At 37.9% G+C, this 18,202-nt stretch carries 16 protein-coding genes; 4 read left to right on the top strand and 12 right to left on the bottom strand.

The window, feature by feature from the left end:
• The 5 genes from BFL47_RS17085 to BFL47_RS17065 all read right to left on the bottom strand — a co-directional run.
• A partial coding sequence (locus BFL47_RS17085) for an RrF2 family transcriptional regulator (RefSeq protein ID WP_069661010.1) occupies positions 1-454 on the bottom strand: 454 nt, incomplete at its 3' end.
• A gap of 74 nt (positions 455-528) precedes the next feature.
• Positions 529-933: a cytochrome C gene (locus tag BFL47_RS17080; protein ID WP_069661009.1), complete on the bottom strand. Its 405-nt coding sequence runs from the start codon at positions 931-933 to the stop codon at positions 529-531.
• 7 nt (positions 934-940) lie between these two features.
• Complete coding sequence (locus tag BFL47_RS17075) at positions 941-1,195, bottom strand: hypothetical protein (protein WP_139125860.1); 255 nt, start codon at positions 1,193-1,195, stop codon at positions 941-943.
• A gap of 8 nt (positions 1,196-1,203) precedes the next feature.
• Positions 1,204-2,202 carry a cbb3-type cytochrome c oxidase subunit II gene (locus BFL47_RS17070; RefSeq protein WP_069661007.1) on the bottom strand — a complete coding sequence of 333 codons (999 nt, stop codon included), beginning with the start codon at positions 2,200-2,202 and terminating at the stop codon, positions 1,204-1,206.
• Between the two features lie 77 nt (positions 2,203-2,279).
• The gene (locus BFL47_RS17065; protein ID WP_083257249.1) at positions 2,280-4,169 is read right to left on the bottom strand and encodes a cbb3-type cytochrome c oxidase subunit I; all 1,890 of its coding nucleotides are present in this window, start codon (positions 4,167-4,169) and stop codon (positions 2,280-2,282) included.
• A gap of 179 nt (positions 4,170-4,348) precedes the next feature.
• Here BFL47_RS17065 and BFL47_RS17060 point away from each other — a divergent pair, with 179 nt between their 5' ends.
• Positions 4,349-4,708, top strand: a complete 360-nt coding sequence (locus tag BFL47_RS17060; RefSeq protein ID WP_069661006.1) for a DUF488 domain-containing protein — start codon at positions 4,349-4,351, stop codon at positions 4,706-4,708.
• 55 nt (positions 4,709-4,763) lie between these two features.
• Here BFL47_RS17060 and BFL47_RS17055 read toward each other — a convergent pair whose 3' ends face one another.
• Positions 4,764-5,120, bottom strand: a complete 357-nt coding sequence (locus BFL47_RS17055) for a putative zinc-binding protein (protein ID WP_069661005.1) — start codon at positions 5,118-5,120, stop codon at positions 4,764-4,766.
• A gap of 588 nt (positions 5,121-5,708) precedes the next feature.
• Positions 5,709-6,884, bottom strand: a complete 1,176-nt coding sequence (locus BFL47_RS17050; RefSeq protein ID WP_069661004.1) for a trans-sulfuration enzyme family protein — start codon at positions 6,882-6,884, stop codon at positions 5,709-5,711.
• Between the two features lie 643 nt (positions 6,885-7,527).
• On the opposite strand from BFL47_RS17050, the gene BFL47_RS17045 reads away from it, so the two are divergent.
• A complete protein-coding gene (locus BFL47_RS17045) occupies positions 7,528-7,959 on the top strand; it encodes an RrF2 family transcriptional regulator (protein ID WP_069661003.1) in 432 nt (143 codons plus the stop codon).
• Between the two features lie 92 nt (positions 7,960-8,051).
• Here the strand turns inward: BFL47_RS17045 and BFL47_RS17040 are convergent, their stop codons facing one another.
• From BFL47_RS17040 to BFL47_RS17030, 3 genes are all read right to left on the bottom strand, one after another.
• Positions 8,052-10,322, bottom strand: coding sequence for a nitric-oxide reductase large subunit (locus tag BFL47_RS17040; RefSeq protein ID WP_069661002.1), 2,271 nt, complete (start codon positions 10,320-10,322; stop codon positions 8,052-8,054).
• A gap of 216 nt (positions 10,323-10,538) precedes the next feature.
• Positions 10,539-10,997 (bottom strand): hypothetical protein, encoded by a 459-nt coding sequence (locus BFL47_RS17035; protein ID WP_069661001.1) that lies wholly within the window; start codon positions 10,995-10,997, stop codon positions 10,539-10,541.
• Positions 10,994-11,404: a hypothetical protein gene (locus tag BFL47_RS17030; protein WP_069661000.1), complete on the bottom strand. Its 411-nt coding sequence runs from the start codon at positions 11,402-11,404 to the stop codon at positions 10,994-10,996. The genes BFL47_RS17035 and BFL47_RS17030 overlap by 4 nt, the downstream gene beginning before the upstream one ends.
• A gap of 366 nt (positions 11,405-11,770) precedes the next feature.
• Here BFL47_RS17030 and BFL47_RS17025 point away from each other — a divergent pair, with 366 nt between their 5' ends.
• A complete protein-coding gene (locus tag BFL47_RS17025) occupies positions 11,771-12,340 on the top strand; it encodes a Crp/Fnr family transcriptional regulator (protein WP_069660999.1) in 570 nt (189 codons plus the stop codon).
• 42 nt (positions 12,341-12,382) lie between these two features.
• Positions 12,383-14,071: a dihydroxy-acid dehydratase gene (ilvD, locus tag BFL47_RS17020; protein WP_069660998.1), complete on the top strand. Its 1,689-nt coding sequence runs from the start codon at positions 12,383-12,385 to the stop codon at positions 14,069-14,071.
• 389 nt (positions 14,072-14,460) lie between these two features.
• On the opposite strand, the gene BFL47_RS17015 is transcribed toward ilvD, so the two are convergent.
• Positions 14,461-15,417: a glycoside hydrolase family 43 protein gene (locus BFL47_RS17015; RefSeq protein WP_069660997.1), complete on the bottom strand. Its 957-nt coding sequence runs from the start codon at positions 15,415-15,417 to the stop codon at positions 14,461-14,463.
• A gap of 150 nt (positions 15,418-15,567) precedes the next feature.
• Complete coding sequence (locus BFL47_RS17010; protein ID WP_069660996.1) at positions 15,568-18,180, bottom strand: glycoside hydrolase family 31 protein; 2,613 nt, start codon at positions 18,178-18,180, stop codon at positions 15,568-15,570.
• Positions 18,181-18,202 lie beyond the last annotated feature (22 nt).

The following is an 18,202-nucleotide window of genomic DNA, read 5'->3' as shown; positions in this document are numbered from 1 at the left end:
GTTTAATTTTTATCGGACAGCAGTGATTATTAATAAACGTTGCTCCGCCATTCACTTCTAATCCAAGTTGTCCAATAGTAGTGTTCTGAAATGTTTCTAATAGCGTTTCTCTTATTTCCGCATAGCGGCAATGTAATGGACAAGGATGTTTTTCAGAACACTGTTTCAAGCCCATTCCACATTCTTTAAATATAGAAATTCCATCTATCGCATTTATCACGTTTATTACTGGTTGCTCAAGTTGAAAGTCTTCAATAAAAAATCCTCCGTATGGTCCTTTCATCGAAGTAATTATTCTGTGCTTATTTAAAACCTGTAAAATTTTAGCGGTAAATGCTTCAGGGGCATCCACTTCTTTAGCTATTTCTTTTACATTTAGTTTAATACCCGTTTCAGCCTTAGAAGCCACAAAAACTGTAGCCCTAATTCCGTATTTACATGCTTTTGAGATCATATTTCAGTATAATTTCATCTATTAAGGTTGAAATTTTCCTAATCCACATATATCGGGTTTTTTATTCATGATAATTAATTTAAAAACAAATTAGTTATCAAATAGTACATAGCCCATCCGCCAAATATGATATGGATTAGCCAAACCCAACTAGGCACACTTCGGGGAGTTTCACTCCCATCTATCAAAAACAGCTTTTGATCGCCTTTCCCGTATGCACTGATCATGATAGGAAGAACACCATCAACAACATCATTTTCGCTTAGTCCTACTATCGAAATATCCGGTCCGTTTCTTACAATAAATGGTATTTTCCTAACACCTTCCCTGCCTGACGGATCTTTACTCACAATACGTAAAAAATGGTCGCCATCTACCAATTTCCGGGTATCTAATTCAAAATTAATAGGCGATTTAAATGACGCTACTGGCTGTTGCTCGTCATCTATAAAAATCAGTATAGCGCTTTTCTCTTCCATTGGTTGATTAATTAATGACCATTCTTTTGATGTGCGTTTCGTCTTTTTCTCCTGGTTTGATCAACCATTTAATAGTATAAAACAGGGTAATTAAAACCACAATTACCGTTGCCCAAACAATAACATAGTCCCAGTTGCTTTGTGGCCCTGTTCCATGAGAAATACCCTTCAGAAACTTGGGCTGATTTTTTTCACAAACCGGACAAGCAAATGCCACAGATTGGAGAAATAGTAATATAATAATGCATGATAATTTCTTCATAGACCATTTTATTTTAAAGACTCAATTATCTTTTTCACTTCTTCGGGAGAAACTTTTCTGGCGTTATTACCCCAGCTGCTTCTTTCATGATTAATGATAGCTGAAATTTCTTCCGGTTTTAAATTACCATTTTTACCTACAGCAGGCATAACCCCATATTCTTCCCGGGCATCATATCCATTCATGATAATATCAATTAGCTTTTCCGGATTATCATCCAAAACAACAGGACTTCCCTTTAATGGGGGGAATGCACCTTTTAACCCTTCGCCATTCAACTGATGACAAGTTTGGCACTGCATTGAATATAAAGCCTTACCATTAAGAGCTTTGTCTTTTTTCTCTCCCGAGGAGGCATCACTTAACTCTGGCTCCTTTCTATATAAAAAATCCGGAGCAAGATTTTCATCATATAATTTTGCTTGTTTTAGCGCCTTCAAGTAAGCAACCAGCTGAAGAGCTTCTTTAGTTGCGACGATCTTATTGCCATCACTATCACTAAAGCCTTCCGGAACTTTAATTTCTACATCACCCTTTTCCAGTTTACTCTTTGTTTCAAATAACCATGGATAGGCTGGCATAATAGATTGCGCTACTACCGACCGGGGCTGATACAGATGAAGTAAATGCCAATCTACACTAGGTTGACGGTTTCCAATATTTGTTAAATCGGGACCTGTACGCTCTGTTCCCATTAAGGTAGCGGTATTGCGCCAGAAATCAGTACGTTTATTTCCAGCATAATCTGCCGCCAAACTAGGTCGTGATCCCCATACTTCGTCCATCGCTACATTTCTAACCTGTTGTGTATGGCAAGCAACGCAACCATTAGATAAATAAACGGCTTTACCCGCCAAGGCATCTTCGCTTAGTGACTCGGCACCGGGTAAGGTGCTGTTATTGTTTTGATTTTGAATAGCAGGAATAATAGCCACCATTATCGTTAAGAAAGCAAACAGTGCAAATGCTGTTAAAAATAATTTTTTATGATCGTTGATGAAATCCATCGTATCTATTGTATGTTAAAATTAGATTGGAATAACCTGGTTTAGAATAAATAAGAAAGCGTATAACCAAACGCTAATTATTGCGGCTCCTGTTTACCGTCATCCTGCAGATTAACTAATTCAGAATCCCCTATACTTAATTTTTCAATTGCTGATGCATTAATATTGATTACATCTCGGGATACAATCATTTTATACATATTATAAGCAAAAAAGAGATGCGATGCCCACATTAATGTACCTCCTATCGCACGCCACAACCAATATGGAGCCATTAACACGACACTGTCTATAAACGGTTGTCCATCCATCCACATCATTCCTTTTAAAGTTCCACCGATCATTAATGGGATTGAATAAAACATCAACCCGATAAATGCCATCCAAAAATGAATACCTACAGCTACCTGCGGAGGCTCTTGACCAGTAAGTCTGGGTAATACTGCATATATTCCTCCCCAAAGGAAAAAGGCAATAATACCATACATGGTTATATGAGAATGGGCTGTGGTGAAATCAGTGAAATGCCACACCAAGTTGGTATAGCGAAACGCCTCAGCAGTGCCCTGTAAAGAACCAGTGAAGTAAAAAATGATACCTACAATAAAGAAAGGAAGAGTGTAACTCCCTGATACTTTGTTCCAGGAGCCTTTAAACGTCATGACAAAGTTTGTAGTCCCCGATACAACTGGAATGATCATACCGGCACTTCCTACAATGGCTACCGTTTGTAATGACCAGGGGATAGCACTAAACACAAAGTGGTGCGTTCCGATTAGGGTATAGAAAAATATCTGCGACCAGAAAGCAAGAATACCTAAACTGTAAGAATAAATAGGTTTATTGAGTTGCTGGGGTAAGAAATAATAAACCAAACCCAGTGTCAATAGCATAAACCACATGCCCACTCCCTGATGCATATAATACCCTTGAACAATAGTTTCGCCCATTCCGTTTTGCCAGGCAGGTACATAGGCAACAACAGTAATCGTGATGGTAAAAATGATAGATGCAATGATATACCAGTTAGAAACATATATTTCTTTTGTATTACGCCTGGCTACTGTTTTAATAAAATTAATCAGTGTGATAATCAAGGCAATAGCAAACAAAAGCTGTATCGGCCAAATATATTCACGGTATTCACCTCCCCCATTATTGATACCTGCCATCAGAGCCAGGCTGCCCAGTACAACAGATGCATTAATAAGCCATAAACTCCACCATCCAATTTTTAAACTTGCAAGAGGGACATTACTAACACGGGGAACTACATAATAAGCCAACCCTAGCATGCCTAATGATGACCATCCCCAGAATACCGCGTTGGTATGAACCGGACGAAGCCTTCCAAAACTTAACCAGCTGTAATGATCTATATCAGGGGCAACGAATTTTATGCCTACATATTCGCCTACTGAGGTTCCAAATAGCAGCCAAAAGGTAGCAGTGATCATGTACCATATAATGAGTTTTGAATGAGCAGGATCAATTCCCGGTCTATTCAGCCCCCTTTTTTTTTCAGTTATAAACCGGATATTGGCATTTTCATTTACATTGCTTAATAAACCTTTATCGTCTTTAGCAGGTAAAGAACCGGTAAGCTCGATGTTGGTAAGTTTGTAATCTAAACTTTCCTGGCGTTTATTCAATTCATTGATCTGTTCGCTACTCAGACTCTTAAGGTAATTTGAAAAACGACCCGCTTCATCAATATCCTTTTTATAGCGTAAGTTTTTTCTGATCCTTTCTATTTTAATAACCACTAATGCTAAAGCTGACAACAAAGGAATGAGTAACAATACGATTGTAATGATAACTCCCGGTTGAGAGAATATGCCAGTATTAGAATTGACAGTTTGGCCAAATAAAAGAAATGGACTAAAACCAAAAATTAAAGTTAAAACTGATATCAATAATTTCTTTCTATGGTTTGTAGTAGACTTTTGGGGGATTGGTATCTTCATCTATTATATCTTTCTAATATAAGCAAAGTTACAATAAAATCCATAAAGGACATTTTTATCCCAAATGGATTCATTATTTTTGAAGTATACACGATGATTAGTACAATTAATTACACCACTAATCGGTCTATCAGAAAAATCGCATATAATTAAGATAAATACACATCACCACGAACGTTATGACTGTAATTAACATAAAACGGGCATATAAACCTGCTGAAAAAAGCGATGGTTTCCGAATTTTAGTGGACCGTTTATGGCCACGAGGCATAAAAAAAGAGGATGCACAATTAGATGAGTGGATGAAAGAAATAGCCCCATCTGTTGCTTTACGCAAATGGTTTGATCATGATCCACAAAAATGGGAAGCATTTTTTAAACGATATACAACAGAACTGGAACAGAATGAAGCAATCGACCATCTTCTTAGACTGATAAACATACATAAATCAGTTACGCTAATTTATGGCGCTAAAGATGAGAAACATAACCATGCACTGGTATTGGCACTATTTTTAGAGGAATCCACTAAACAATAATTTACCTTAACAACGATTTAGCTCGTAATACCCACCAATCAGATTACGAAATTTTTTATTTTAAATCACTAATAATTTGATTCAGAAGAAGATTAGCTTCTGCTTTGTCAAAATCTTCATGTTGTACTTTTCTTACTCCCTTATCAGCAAGCTGGTAATAAATAGCTGGCTCCAAACCATGCCGCTTCAAGGTTGCTTTCGCACAGGCTAGTGGACATCCATCAATAGCTATTATTTTTGTAGCTTTTTTTGCAGTATTAACCATCTTTTTCACATCTCCTCCCAAACCCGCAATACAAGACATTTCGGCTACCTTTGCCCGGTCTAATTGCAATGCCAGATAATTTGCCATTTGAGCCGCACTTGAACATCCTGAACAAGAGTAAACAATAGGTTGTATGTCATCTTCCATCTTAAATTTGTCTCTTTTTTCCAAAAACTATTTATTGTTATCCTGTAATACGAATATCTGATCTAGTATGCACATTTGATTTAACCACGCCCGATTCCCTTATTTTGAACCTTCTTTTCATCAAGACTTCTCCAAAACCAAACGGATAGTTCCTAAAAGAAAAAAAACGTTAAATCAAACTTAGCCACTTATGTTTCTTTTTTTGCCATTGTATCGTGATATTGATTAATTGTAAATTATATGCATTGTATTTTCGAGTCGTATAATTAAGTTTAATTCACTCTTTAGCCGAATCTGTGGATATTAAATTGCAATAGAACAACTAAACGAATCGCTATAATCAAGTAATTGAAACTGCATATAAACTAGTAAGAATCCAGTAAAAGTCCAACTTAAACTAGCTAGAGTCGGACTCATACCAGAATCTTATCGCATTCTTATTAGAATCATTTATAATGATAATGGCCTTCCTCCTACATGGATTCAGTTGAAAATCCGGCAAACAGGTTTATTTATGAACGAAAAAGCAGAAGAGCATTTTTATTTAAACAAATCATTTCAACTACCTTATAACGTATAAAAAAATCATTATAGTGCTTGGTCGAAGTCAGCAATCAGATCATTAATATGTTCAATGCCAACTGAGATTCGCAATAAACCGTTACTAATCCCGGCCTTTAATTTCTGTTCTTTAGTATGATGTTTACCCCACATACTGGCAGGATGAACGATCAAAGATTCTACACCTCCCAAACTTGCTGCATTTGTAAATAGCACCAGCTTATTTAAAATAGTCTGCGCATGTTTAAATTGGGCATCTTCATCATCTCCGGCTACATCAATGCAAATCATTCCGGTAAATCCCTTCATTTGTTTTCGCGCAAGTTCATATTGCGGGTGAGAGGGCAAACCACAATAAAGTACCTGCTTGATCGCTTTATGTTCAGACATCCAGGAAGCCAGTTGAAGCGCATTACTATTGATCCGCTCCATGCGCAAGGATAGTGTACGAAGCCCCTTCAACAAAAGCCATGAATCAAAAGAACTCAGCGATGTGCCTAAAATGATCATCCTCTTCCATGCCTTTGCTATAAATTCCTTGTCTGCACAAATTACCCCAGCAGTTAGGTCACTATGCCCCCCCAAGTATTTTGTGGCACTATGCACAACCACATCAATCCCAAAATCACCAGGTCTTTGATTGATCGGACTGGCAAAAGTATTGTCGCACATGGTCACTATTCCATGTTCCTTAGCCAGTTTCCCCACGAAAGACAAATCAGTAATAGTCAAAATAGGATTAGAAGGTGTTTCCAGATAAATCAAGCGAGTATTAGGCCTTATTACCTCTTGAAACGCTTCATTATCTGCCTGATCAACGAAGCTAACCTCCACGCCTAGTGACGGTAAAAACTCCCTGAACAACATACTTACCGAAGAGTAATGGGCATTTTGGGCTATGATGTGATCCCCTTTTTCAATGATTGATAATACAGCCGTACTGATGGCCCCCATTCCTGATGAAGTCATAAGTGCAGCCTCTTTTCCTTCGAGCGAAGCAATAACAGCGGCAGCCTGATTGTTTACAGGGTTTCCATGACGATGATAAAAATGAGAAGGACTTATCTCCCCTGCCATTTCCAGGTATTCTTCGGGATTTTCCGGAGCATAATAGGTAGACGTTTGATAAATTGGAGGAGTAACTGAAGATGTGGTATTAAATTCTTTACCGGTATGAATCAGACTTGTTTCAATATATTTCATGAAGAATTATTTATACAATGGAGAAACCTCTGGCGCTTATTAATAAGCTAAAACAAAAAATAGATGAGTACTATATTAAAGAGCATTGTTTTAAAACGCAGGTATTTTAAAGTTACCGGAGATATTTAAATATGTGTACAAACATATTAATAATCTATTAAAGTTGTAGGATATTTAAATTACCTGTGTCTTTTTAAAGTAGAACATGCTAAATGGGTTAATAATCTTTTTCATTAATGTTTCTTAGTTACAAATTGAGGAGGTGTGCTGACCATTTAAGTGTACCCAAATCCGTTAAAAGGATTTTATGTATCCAGTTAACATTCATTCCATTGTGTGTTTCAATTTTGATAAAAAAGAACCTCTCCAATAATTTTCAAATACCCTTTCTTGTTCTTTTCTTACCTTGATGCTGCCAAGTACTAAAATGCTGCATGTGTTTTCGGAACGAAAAATAGCACATTTTACATTCACCAAGCATAAAAGTATTCGAATACTCTTATCTTTGATTATAATTCAGTAAAAAAAAGACCATGTCAAATAAGTTATTAACAGTTAACCGACCTAAGGAACAAGACATACGAATACCTTATGCTATTCCTGGTTTTTCAATTTTTACCTTAGGAAATTCAGATTCTGAAGCATGTTAAGTTATACCTGTAAAACAGCCATTAAAGCAGTAATTTATCTAGCCTCAAAAAGTTCGCTTGGAGATAGAGCCGGAATAAAAGAAACCGCTGAACATATCAATGCCAGTGAACATACTGTGGGTAAAATATTACAGACTTTAGCCAAGCATGGAATAATTAATAGTTTAAAAGGGCCAACAGGTGGATTCTTTATAACCACTGAGCAACAAGATCAATCCATCAGTGTCATTATTGACACGATAGAAGGTAAAGATGTATTTAAAGAATGTGGTTTGGGTTTAAGTAAGTGCTCTGCTTTGCACCCCTGCCCTATTCATGACGAGTATAAAGTAGCAAGAGATTTAATTGAATCTTTATTCCACAATAGAAAAATCAAGGACCTTTGTGGCCCAGTTAGCAGTGGGCTGACTTATTTAATTGGATAATTTAAGCAATGGCCCGAAAGTGAATAAATCCATTGCTTAATTAGTCAAAAAATAAAGGGCTGTCTTATTAAAAACAAGACAGCCCTTTATTTTTATTTTTTAGAAGGAATATCAAATTCATCTTTATGGTAACTCCATCCAAACTTTAATCCTGCTACGAATAAAGCCAATGCAATCATACCGATTGCAAATATGGTGTCGCCTATCGCTCTTAACCATCGGAATGTTTCCATCATGGGCTGCTGCATGAACTCTGCAGAACGGGCATACCACATTCCTTCATTCACACTGGCAACTGCCTGAAGCATACCCATAGGGAGCAGACTTAAAATCGCCATAAGCATCAATCCGATATTGATGGACCAAAATGCAAAACCGATTAATCCATTCTTCCAGACGTTTTTCCGGTAGATCCCTTTCAGCACGAATAACATTAGGCCAATTCCTAACACACCATATACACCAAATAAGGCCAGGTGACTATGAAGTGGTGTGGTATTCAATCCTTGCATGTAGTATAAAGCAATTGGAGGATTGATGACAAAACCAAATATACCAGCGCCCAGGAAATTCCAAAAGGTAACCGCTATTAAACAATAGATAGGCCATTTATAACCACTAATCCATCCCTTTTTGCCGCTAAGCCGGTAGTTATGATACGCTTCGTAACCAATTAATACCAAAGGAACTACTTCCAGTGCACTGAAGCTTGCTCCTAGTGCCATAATAATTTTAGGTGTTCCTGAAAAATATAAGTGATGGAATGTTCCAAGAATACCACCTGAAAGAAAAATGATGGTTGCAAAAATTACATTGAGGGTAGCCGATTTCTCATTTAGCAATTTCATCCGTACGAATAAGAAAGCAGCAACAACAGTAGCAAACACTTCAAAAAACCCTTCTACCCAAAGGTGAACTACCCACCATCTCCAGTATTCGGCAATGGCAAGATTGGTTTGTCTGCCCCACATTAATCCAGCTGAATAAAATAAAGCAATCGCAGCTGAAGCAATAAGGAACATGATAAGCAAATGCCGGTTTCCTTCCTTTTTCCTTAGAGCAGGTAGTAACGCCCGTACCATCAGCAAAAGCCATAAAAACAGACCAACAAGAAGTAATATCTGCCAGAATCTACCAAGGTCTACGTATTCATAACCCTGATGACCAAACCAAAAGTTTTCAACCAGACCAAGGCGTTGCATAATTGCGTACCACTGACCGATCATCGATCCTGCAACAACAATTAATAAAGCAACAAATAAGATATTTACTCCGAGCTTTTGATATTTTGGTTCATATTCAGATACAGCCGGAGCAATATACAAGCCGGTGGCCAGCCATGAAGTTGCAATCCAGAATATTCCTAACTGGACATGCCAGGTCCGGCTTAAAGAATAAGGCAGGACTTCATCAAGAGGGATGCCATAAAAGCTTCCACCTTCAACACCAAAATGCGCTGTAATAACACCCACTACCACCTGGATCAGCATTAATAGCGTTACTATCCAAAAGTATTTCAGCGTAGCACGCATAGAAGGTGTTGAAGAATTATTCATTAAAGGGTCCGCGGCTGGAATTTCCTCTGCATGTTCATCTTCATGTGCCCTGGAGTTATACATAGCTAGTATCCCTATTCCCAAAAGTAAGATGATGACACTAAAGCCTGTCCATATCACTAAATCCCCAGAGGCTACGTTTCCAATTAATTTATCAGGTGGCCAGTTATGTGTATAGGATACGTTCTCACCCGGACGTACGGTTACACAAGCCCAGCTTGCCCAGAAAAAGAAAGTATTCATTTGCCTTAATCTCCCGGCATCCTTTATTGCATTTTTCGATATAGCATAATTATCCCGTAGTTCATCGAATGCAGGATCATCGGTAAATAGGGATGAGTAGTACTGCCGAAGATGTTCAAAAGCCATTGCCCGGATGGGAGATATCGTTAATATTTTTGTTTCCGGATTATAGGTGTTGGTGCGTAATTCTTTTTGCAAACGCACTTCTAATCCCGCTTTCAACTCTCCACTAAGCTTTTTATATGAGGTTTGGTACTCTTGTTGGGCCCAATAGTCTAAAATAAAAAGAGCTTCACGATGTAGCCAATCTGCCGTCCAGTCCGGAGCAACATAAGCACCATGCCCCCAAATTGATCCAACTTCTTGTCCACCCATGCTTTGCCATACATTTTGTCCATCCTTAATATCCTGGCCAAGGAAGAGCTCCTGCCCACTCGTGTTCACTACTTTAAGAGGAACTGGTGGAGCTTTCTGATAAATCTCAAATCCGTAATAAATCAATACAGAGAAAGATAAACCAACGACTAACCCGAAGGCGATCCAGAGTTTATTGACTGTTTTCATATTTAAAATTATTGTGTATTATAAAGTTATTTAATTATACCCTACAGGATACAATTAATTGGAAATGAATAATATATAAAATTTCAACACCTAGTGAGTAGTATTCAATTCTTTTGTTTGTTACCTTGCAAATTGAGAGTTCCGATTAATCATCTATTCACTATTAAAAAGGGAGTTGCACTAACTGTTATTTTTAGACATCCCTGTCGTTTTCTCTTATTGGAAATACTGATTAAAGGTGTCCCATGCGGATTGAATGTTTTCAAATTTCTGTGCAGCTGCAGCATTGTCTTCTGCCTTTGAAAGTTCGTTTACCTCGGCCATATAGGGCATTAACCATTTATGCAGTTCATCATGTGATTCGCCTTTCATCGTACAGCTTGAAATAATTAAATTAGCATCACTGAGTAGATTTGCTGCTAACAGCTTATAATCCTTTTTCTCCTGGTTGACAAAATCATGAATAATCGTATGGGTATGATCTATGGGTGACAACATTTCTTTGTTGACAATCCATTTATTGCCATTTTTTAGTGCCACTAAATGAGAACTATCACCATGATTATGGTTTTCCTCTATCACATGTGTTTGGCCCTTTGATTTTATGTCTGAAGAAGAACTGCAGCCAGTTAAAAATAAACCAATCAGTAAAATTGGTATCAGTTGAATTTTCATATTTTCTTTTTTGTAATCGTAAAATAGGCAAGGATTGCAAAAACAAGTGTTACTGTAATCCTGAATAGCATTGCACTTATTGTTTTAGTTTCATACCTGCCACCTGAATTAATATGCAGGTATAATCCTATAAATGCCACAATTAAGATTAAGGCAGACAAACCTAAAATGGCTGCAGTCCACTTTCTCTTCATAATAAAACCATATGCAGCAAAAAGGTAAATGAAGCCGCATGCGAAATTTGCCCAGACCACAAACGCAATATAATTACCTTCGTAAGCTCTGATTCCAAACAAATCAAACAATATGGAAGTGGTTAAAAATAATGTAAGTAAGCCGATATGAGCAATAAAAATTGCTGATACTTTTAAACTAATGGGTCGTATGATTTTTTCTTCTATGATCATGAATTATTTTGTCTTAGAGATAAATGTATTTCGTTTAAGAGGAGCGTATTTACATAATGATTGCCAAATATAGCTTTAATAAAAGTAATAAAGTACTTCTATCTGATTATATTAAAAAACCAATCACATTTCATTCTAGTGATTGGGGGAGCTTCTGTGGTACAATGTCTCTTATATGATATAATACTTGATAACAGCAATGGTTTCCTACTGAGGTTATAACTAATAATACATATAAGGCAATTTCAGTATTAAACAAAAAGATCTGGAAATTTTATTTTGTTAGAGAGGTTCGATTTTGACGTTCGTCAATGTTTTTTACGTGTTTTTGATGCAACTTTGAATTTCAGTTAGGCAATAGAGATAATGACAGCGGTGCTTGCAGATTTAATACTAAAAATAACGGACCTCGATGAGGAGCAGTTAGTGGCTGTTATTTCCTGCTTTAAACCATTAGCGGTAAAAAAGCATGAGATTCTATTGGAACCCGGCGTAATAGCCGACCGGCTGTTCTTTATCAATAAGGGATGCCTCAGATTATACTATGACACTGAAGAGCACAGTACAGCTACCCGGTTCATGGCATTTGAATATACATTCTTAACGTCAATAGTAAGTTTCATTTCCAGAGAGCCCTCAAAAGAATATATTCAAACAGTCGAAAAATCAGAATTATTAGTAATTTCTCATCACGACTTCTTTAATTTACGGGGCACTATTCCTTCATGGGATAAAATGTATATCTACATTCTGGAATATGGATTGACAGTGATCACTTCCAGACTTAGTAGCCTGCTCACACAAAATGCCACTGAACGCTATCGCGACTTGCTCAAAAACAACCCCGAACTTATTCAAAGATTATCTAACGCTAATCTAGCAGCCTACCTCAACATATCGCCAGAAACGCTGAGTAGATTAAAGTCGCAGGTATAATGATTCACCAAGAAATTTATAGAGATAGAACAAAATACTAACATGAGAAGTGACGAAGTAAAAAAAGGACATCAAAGAACACCACACAGATCATTATTCAGAGCTACCGGATTGAAAGACGAAGATTTTGAAAAACCTTTTATCGGTGTAGCAAATTCATTTATAGAGATCATTCCAGGACACTTTTTTTTGAATAAAGTAGCTGAGATCATAAAAGATGAGATCCGGGCAAATGGATGCGTTCCATTTGAATTTAATACTATTGGCGTTGATGACGGCATTGCAATGGGACATGATGGAATGCTTTACTCCTTGCCAAGCAGAGAACTTATTGCAAGTTCAATAGAAACCGTAATGAACGCGCACAAACTTGATGCAATGATCGCGATACCTAACTGTGATAAAATAGTTCCAGGCATGATTATGGGTGCACTTAGGGTTAATGTACCCACAATTTTTGTTAGTGGCGGACCTATGGCAAAAGGGCATAAAAAAGATGGAACACCGATAGATCTGGCTACTGCGTTTGAAGCTGTGGGGAAACATGAAGCCGGAAACATGAGCGATGAAGAACTTCTGGAGATTGAATGTAATGCCTGTCCAAGCGGAGGAAGCTGTGCAGGTATGTTTACCGCGAACTCCATGAACACCCTGATGGAAGCTATGGGAATTGCGTTGCCAGGGAATGGAACGATACTGGCCCAAACCATCGAACGTGAAGCACTTTACAGAAGAGCTGCCAAACGAATTTGTGAAATAGCATTAGATCAAACTGCAAGTGAAAAATTCAAGTTAAAAAACATACTGAATGAAAATGCAGTAAGAAATGCATTTGCCGTTGATATGGCAATGGGCGGAAGCTCCAATACCGTTTTACATATGCTGGCCATCGCAAATGAAGCTGACGTTAATTTTGAACTTAAAGACATCAATGAGATCTCTAAAAACGTTTCACATATCGCTAAAATATCTCCGAGTCTGTCAACGGTTCATATGGAAGATATAAATAGTGCTGGTGGTGTAAATGCCGTGATGAAGGAGATGACTAAAAGAGGGCCTAACGTATTGATAGATAATCTGACGATCAGCGGAGAAACCTTGTTGGAGAAGATTGCAGATGCACAAATCAAGGATAAAAACATTATCCGTACCATAGATAATCCATACAGCCAAGTCGGTGGATTGGCTATCCTTTACGGGAATCTGGCTGAGCAGGGTGCTGTAATTAAAACAGCAGGTCTTACCGGCGCCAGAGTTTTCACTGGTAAAGCCGTATGTTACGACGGCCAGGCAGAAGCCGTTGCAGGAATTCTTTTAGGAGAAGTAAAGGCTGGTGATGTTGTGGTGATCAGGTATGAAGGACCCAAGGGTGGTCCGGGTATGCAGGAGATGTTAACGCCTACAAGTTTGATCATGGGTATGGGATTAGGAAGTTCTGTTGCGCTAATTACAGATGGGAGATTTAGCGGTGCAACAAGAGGTGCATCAATCGGTCATGTCTCACCTGAAGCAGCCGAAGGCGGTATGATCGGTTTACTCAAAAATGGTGATGAAATCCATATCGATGTCGATAAATACATCTTGTCTGTCGATTTGAACGACGACGAAATCATAAGAAGAAAAGCAGAATTCATGCCGGTTAAGAAGATTTTGAAATCAAGGTGGCTTAGTCAATATAGGGCATTAGTAACTAATGCAAGCCAGGGAGCCGTTCTAAGGACAGATTTATAATTATACTGCCAATAAGAATACAGAAAAACTTATCATTTTTATAGCTTGGGATTAAAAGCCTTTATTACCACTCCACCGTATTCCCAAGGACCAAGAGGAAAGCTGCTGGTAGAATAATGAATAGCTTCGGGAATATGTGCCGCATAAAGCATGTAATAGGTGCTATTTCACTTAAAAACCCATGGAGCTTCCTCGAATTGTTACCCAAATATACGCCTGCTTATCATTCCTAATCGTCATTAAAATACAATTTTGAAATTTTCATCATTATCATATTATCATTAATTCGGTTTAACACTAATTCCTTCAGTAGTAAGGGTTATAGGTTTTATTGTCCCATTAGGGTTGAAATAAAGGTGCTCGATACCTACGGAATGACGAGTAGTTAATCATTTAACAGCAGCCACTCCCTTAGTAGTTTGAACTATCTTTTTAATTGTACCATCTGCATTGTAATACATATAATCCACACAAATAGAGCGTCTATAACTCCCCCCGGTAGGCAAAACACCGTTGTGGTAAAAGAAATAGGACTTCCCTTTATAATCAACTATTCCAGGATGTGTAGTAAAACTATTTGGTACGTTATCTTGAATAATTCCTCTATATGTCCATGGTCCGGTAGGTTTTGTCGCAGTACAATATTCAATCATCTCAGGTTTGGTACCAGCGCTTGCATATACTAAATAATAAAGGTCCTTCCTTTTGTAGACCCATGGTCCTTCAATATAGTGAAGTGGATTTAATACGGTAATAGGACCATCAAGTTCAATCATATTTTCTTTCAGCTTTACCCATTTGCAACTCCCATTGCCCCAAAATAAGTAGCCCTGATTATCATCATCTACAAACACAGTGGGATCAATATCGTCCCAGGCATGAGGTTTATCTTTTGTCATCTCGTTTATTACAAGCGCCTTACCAATGGCATCCTTAAATGGACCAGTAGGGCTGTCGGAAACAGCCACACCGATAGCGGCTCCACCTTTGCTATTTTCGTCGTTTTTATGGAAGGTGGATACAAACCAATAAAACTTACCATTACGAAATATACATTGTGCTGCATATGCATCACCTGTTGCCCATGAAAATGTACTAGGTGAAAGCAAAGCACCATAATCTTTCCAGTTAACCATATCTGTAGATGAAAATACATGCCAGTCCGGCATCTTGTAATTAGTAGCAGTTACAGATGCCGTATCATGCCCTGTATATAAGAATACGGTGTCTTTATAAACAATTGGTGATGGATCTGCAGTAAAAATGTGTTTAATAATAGGATTTTGTGCCTGTAAATTTATTACAGCAAAAAAAACAAGTGCGCTAGTTAATAATTTCCTTTTCATTTCTTGATTAATTTATTGATGTATATGTTTTCAATTGGTAATAATTTTAAGTCCCCTATAACAATGTTGGCTACAGTAAATCTATATCTGAGAGCAACTCGGTTTCTAATGTCAGCCATAGACCCAAATTTTGGCAACAACAAGTTCTAGCTATTCTATCTTAGTTACAGTGCTTTTCCCATTGTAAACAATTTGTTTTGCTGCAGAACTTTTTGTTATTCCGATTTCTTTTCCTTCTGATATAAAAACGATATTGAATATTCTTCTCTTTAAGTAATTTGCATAAGAACCCTTTAAATTGTCAATGGTTAGAGTCGTTGCTTTTTCATTCCAATGGAATGCAATAAGAGTGTATGCTCCTTCTTCATAATTATAGTTATCACCCTCATCTTCATAAAGCTCAAATTTGCCATTCGCTCCCCTATATACTCGTATTTCAAGTGTATCGGCTGCCTGCTGTCTTGTATACTGCATTACTTTCCCTACCGGAATAATGGAGCCACTTTTAACAAACACAGGTATTTTATCTGGAGCTGCATCGATTTTCACTACTCGTCCTCCGGCATAATATCCACCCGTCCATAAGTCATACCAAGAGGTCGATTTGGGCAAATATACATCCCATTTACGAACACCTGCTTCTGTTATGGGAGCAACCAACAGTGACTTTCCAAACATGTATTCGAACTTTTGTTGAACTGCTGATTCATCCTCACTAAAATCCATGACGAGGGGGCGCATCATTGTCGAACCATTTTTTGAAACCTGCCATGCTGTGGAATAAATATATGGCATTAACTGGTACCGAAGATTAAGCATTCCTCTCATATTTGCTTCTACTTTTTCCCCGTATTTCCAGGGTTCAGTTTCCGATTGATAACCATGGGTTCTGAATATTGGATTAAATGCTCCCCATTGAAACCAGCGGGTTAGCAGCTCATGGTATTTCTGATCTGTATACTGGGTAGGTCCAGGGCGAAAAAAACCTCCTATATCAGTTGTCCAGTATGGCATTCCTGTCATGTTGAAATTCAAACCGGCGACAATCTGTCTTTTGAAAGCATCCCAGTTCCAGCCTATATCCCCGGACCAGTTAATAGTTCCATAACGCTGCTGTCCGGCGAAGGCAGATCGGGTTAGAATAGTCACCCTTTTTTGAGGGTCGGTATTCCGCTGACCTTCGTAAATTGCCTTACTAACAAACAAAGGATACGTCAATCGGTAAAAATCGCCTGACCCCAAATAAGTTTGCTTACCAGTTAACGCATCATTCTCAGGTTCGGTAGCGTCCATCCACCATGAATCAACACCATATTTAAACAGATTTTGATTTAAGGCCTGCCAGTGTATTTTTTGTGTTTCAGGATTAAATATGTCTATCCATGGGCTGTTTGGAATATAAAGGTTCTTTGTAACATACTCCTTAGCGACATCTGATTTCTTGTCAAGGTTCTCCCATACGGAGATTGAGAAATGCGCATTAAGATCGTGAAGCTGTTTTATAAACTTTTCAGGTTCAGGGTAATGGGCCTCATCAAACTTAGGGACACCCCATCCATACTTACCCCAGTACTGCCAATCCTGAACAATTACGTCCATGGGAAGATTTCTTTTTCTAAATTCCTTAACTGTTACAACCAAATGATTTCCGGAAGTATACCGTTCACGACATTGCCAGAATCCATACGCCCATAAAGGCAGCATTGGAACATCACCCGACAAGTTTCGATAGTCCTTAATTACTTCATCTGCATTACTTCCGTAGAATACTACATAATCCAATGATTTTGCATTAGGGGAACGAAAAGTAGTAGCATCCTCTGCAAGCTTCCATGATAGTTTAGGAGTATTGGTAGCTTTACAAACCACCTGGACAGTATGCGCTCCCTTTTTGAGGTTCACAAGTTTACCAACTGCAGGTGGAAGCCATAAATTAGATTGATCAATATGTGTAAAACCGTCAATTACTACCAGATGGCGATTATCCATGTTACCCAAATCGAGCATAATGGAATAGTCACCATCTTTTTCCACATTAAAGTTGCCAGTATATACTGATTGCTGCTGAGAAACTTTCTGTGTACCAGCAGTTGTTGTTACTTCAACATCTCGCTGTTCATTGCCTGATGAATCTCTTTTAGCAAGTGCAATTAAATTATCAGCAGGATTAAAATAGGTTAAACCATACTGATGCCATAAAATCCCATAACCCCGACTAGAGTAAAGAAAGGGTATAGATATTTGAGTATTAACCTGAGTTAACTTTCGACTTACGTTACGGAGGTTGAAATTACCATCTTGAAACTGTCCTAATCCGAACAGATATTCATCTTTAGGAGAGAAAAAGCTTTGCTCTGCCACAAAACACTTTTCTCCTAATATGGAATCCAATTTCAATTTTCTACTTCCCGCCGCTTCAGTTAAAAACACGATATCTCTATGGTCCATAAACTCAAGAACACTACTTCGTTTGTCAAAAACTACTGCAACCGAGTCAGTGCTTAACTTCAATTGTAACGGCGTTTCTGAGAATTTAAATCGTGGAGCAGGAACTTTGTTTATCAAAATGAGTTCCTGCCTCTCTTTTAAACCATCTTTTTCCCATTGCACCCTGATCGTTTTATCAGTTAATGGAATCAAATTCAAAACACCTTCAGAAAGCTCAATTGAAAGCCTATCTGGTCGTAATGTGTGTTTCTTGTAAGTCTGCCCAAGTACAATGGAGGGTAAAAGAAAGATCAGGAAGAGATATATAGCCCTCATAAGATTACTCCAAATGGTTATT

The organism is Arcticibacter eurypsychrophilus (assembly GCF_001730525.1).
Lineage (GTDB): Bacteria > Bacteroidota > Bacteroidia > Sphingobacteriales > Sphingobacteriaceae > Arcticibacter > Arcticibacter eurypsychrophilus.
Note: the sequence above shows the minus strand (reverse complement) of the source record. Positions and strands in the feature narration are given on the sequence as shown.

Coding starts and splice junctions, on each gene's coding strand:
- BFL47_RS17080 (WP_069661009.1), bottom strand. CDS start 933: ATGGAAGAGAAAAGCGCTATACTGATTTTTATAGATGACGAGCAACAG.
- BFL47_RS17075 (WP_139125860.1), bottom strand. CDS start 1,195: ATGAAGAAATTATCATGCATTATTATATTACTATTTCTCCAATCTGTG.
- BFL47_RS17070 (WP_069661007.1), bottom strand. CDS start 2,202: ATGGATTTCATCAACGATCATAAAAAATTATTTTTAACAGCATTTGCA.
- BFL47_RS17065 (WP_083257249.1), bottom strand. CDS start 4,169: ATGAAGATACCAATCCCCCAAAAGTCTACTACAAACCATAGAAAGAAA.
- BFL47_RS17060 (WP_069661006.1), top strand. CDS start 4,349: ATGACTGTAATTAACATAAAACGGGCATATAAACCTGCTGAAAAAAGC.
- BFL47_RS17055 (WP_069661005.1), bottom strand. CDS start 5,120: ATGGAAGATGACATACAACCTATTGTTTACTCTTGTTCAGGATGTTCA.
- BFL47_RS17050 (WP_069661004.1), bottom strand. CDS start 6,884: ATGAAATATATTGAAACAAGTCTGATTCATACCGGTAAAGAATTTAAT.
- BFL47_RS17045 (WP_069661003.1), top strand. CDS start 7,528: ATGTTAAGTTATACCTGTAAAACAGCCATTAAAGCAGTAATTTATCTA.
- BFL47_RS17040 (WP_069661002.1), bottom strand. CDS start 10,322: ATGAAAACAGTCAATAAACTCTGGATCGCCTTCGGGTTAGTCGTTGGT.
- BFL47_RS17035 (WP_069661001.1), bottom strand. CDS start 10,997: ATGAAAATTCAACTGATACCAATTTTACTGATTGGTTTATTTTTAACT.
- BFL47_RS17030 (WP_069661000.1), bottom strand. CDS start 11,404: ATGATCATAGAAGAAAAAATCATACGACCCATTAGTTTAAAAGTATCA.
- BFL47_RS17025 (WP_069660999.1), top strand. CDS start 11,771: ATGACAGCGGTGCTTGCAGATTTAATACTAAAAATAACGGACCTCGAT.
- ilvD (WP_069660998.1), top strand. CDS start 12,383: ATGAGAAGTGACGAAGTAAAAAAAGGACATCAAAGAACACCACACAGA.
- BFL47_RS17015 (WP_069660997.1), bottom strand. CDS start 15,417: ATGAAAAGGAAATTATTAACTAGCGCACTTGTTTTTTTTGCTGTAATA.
- BFL47_RS17010 (WP_069660996.1), bottom strand. CDS start 18,180: ATGAGGGCTATATATCTCTTCCTGATCTTTCTTTTACCCTCCATTGTA.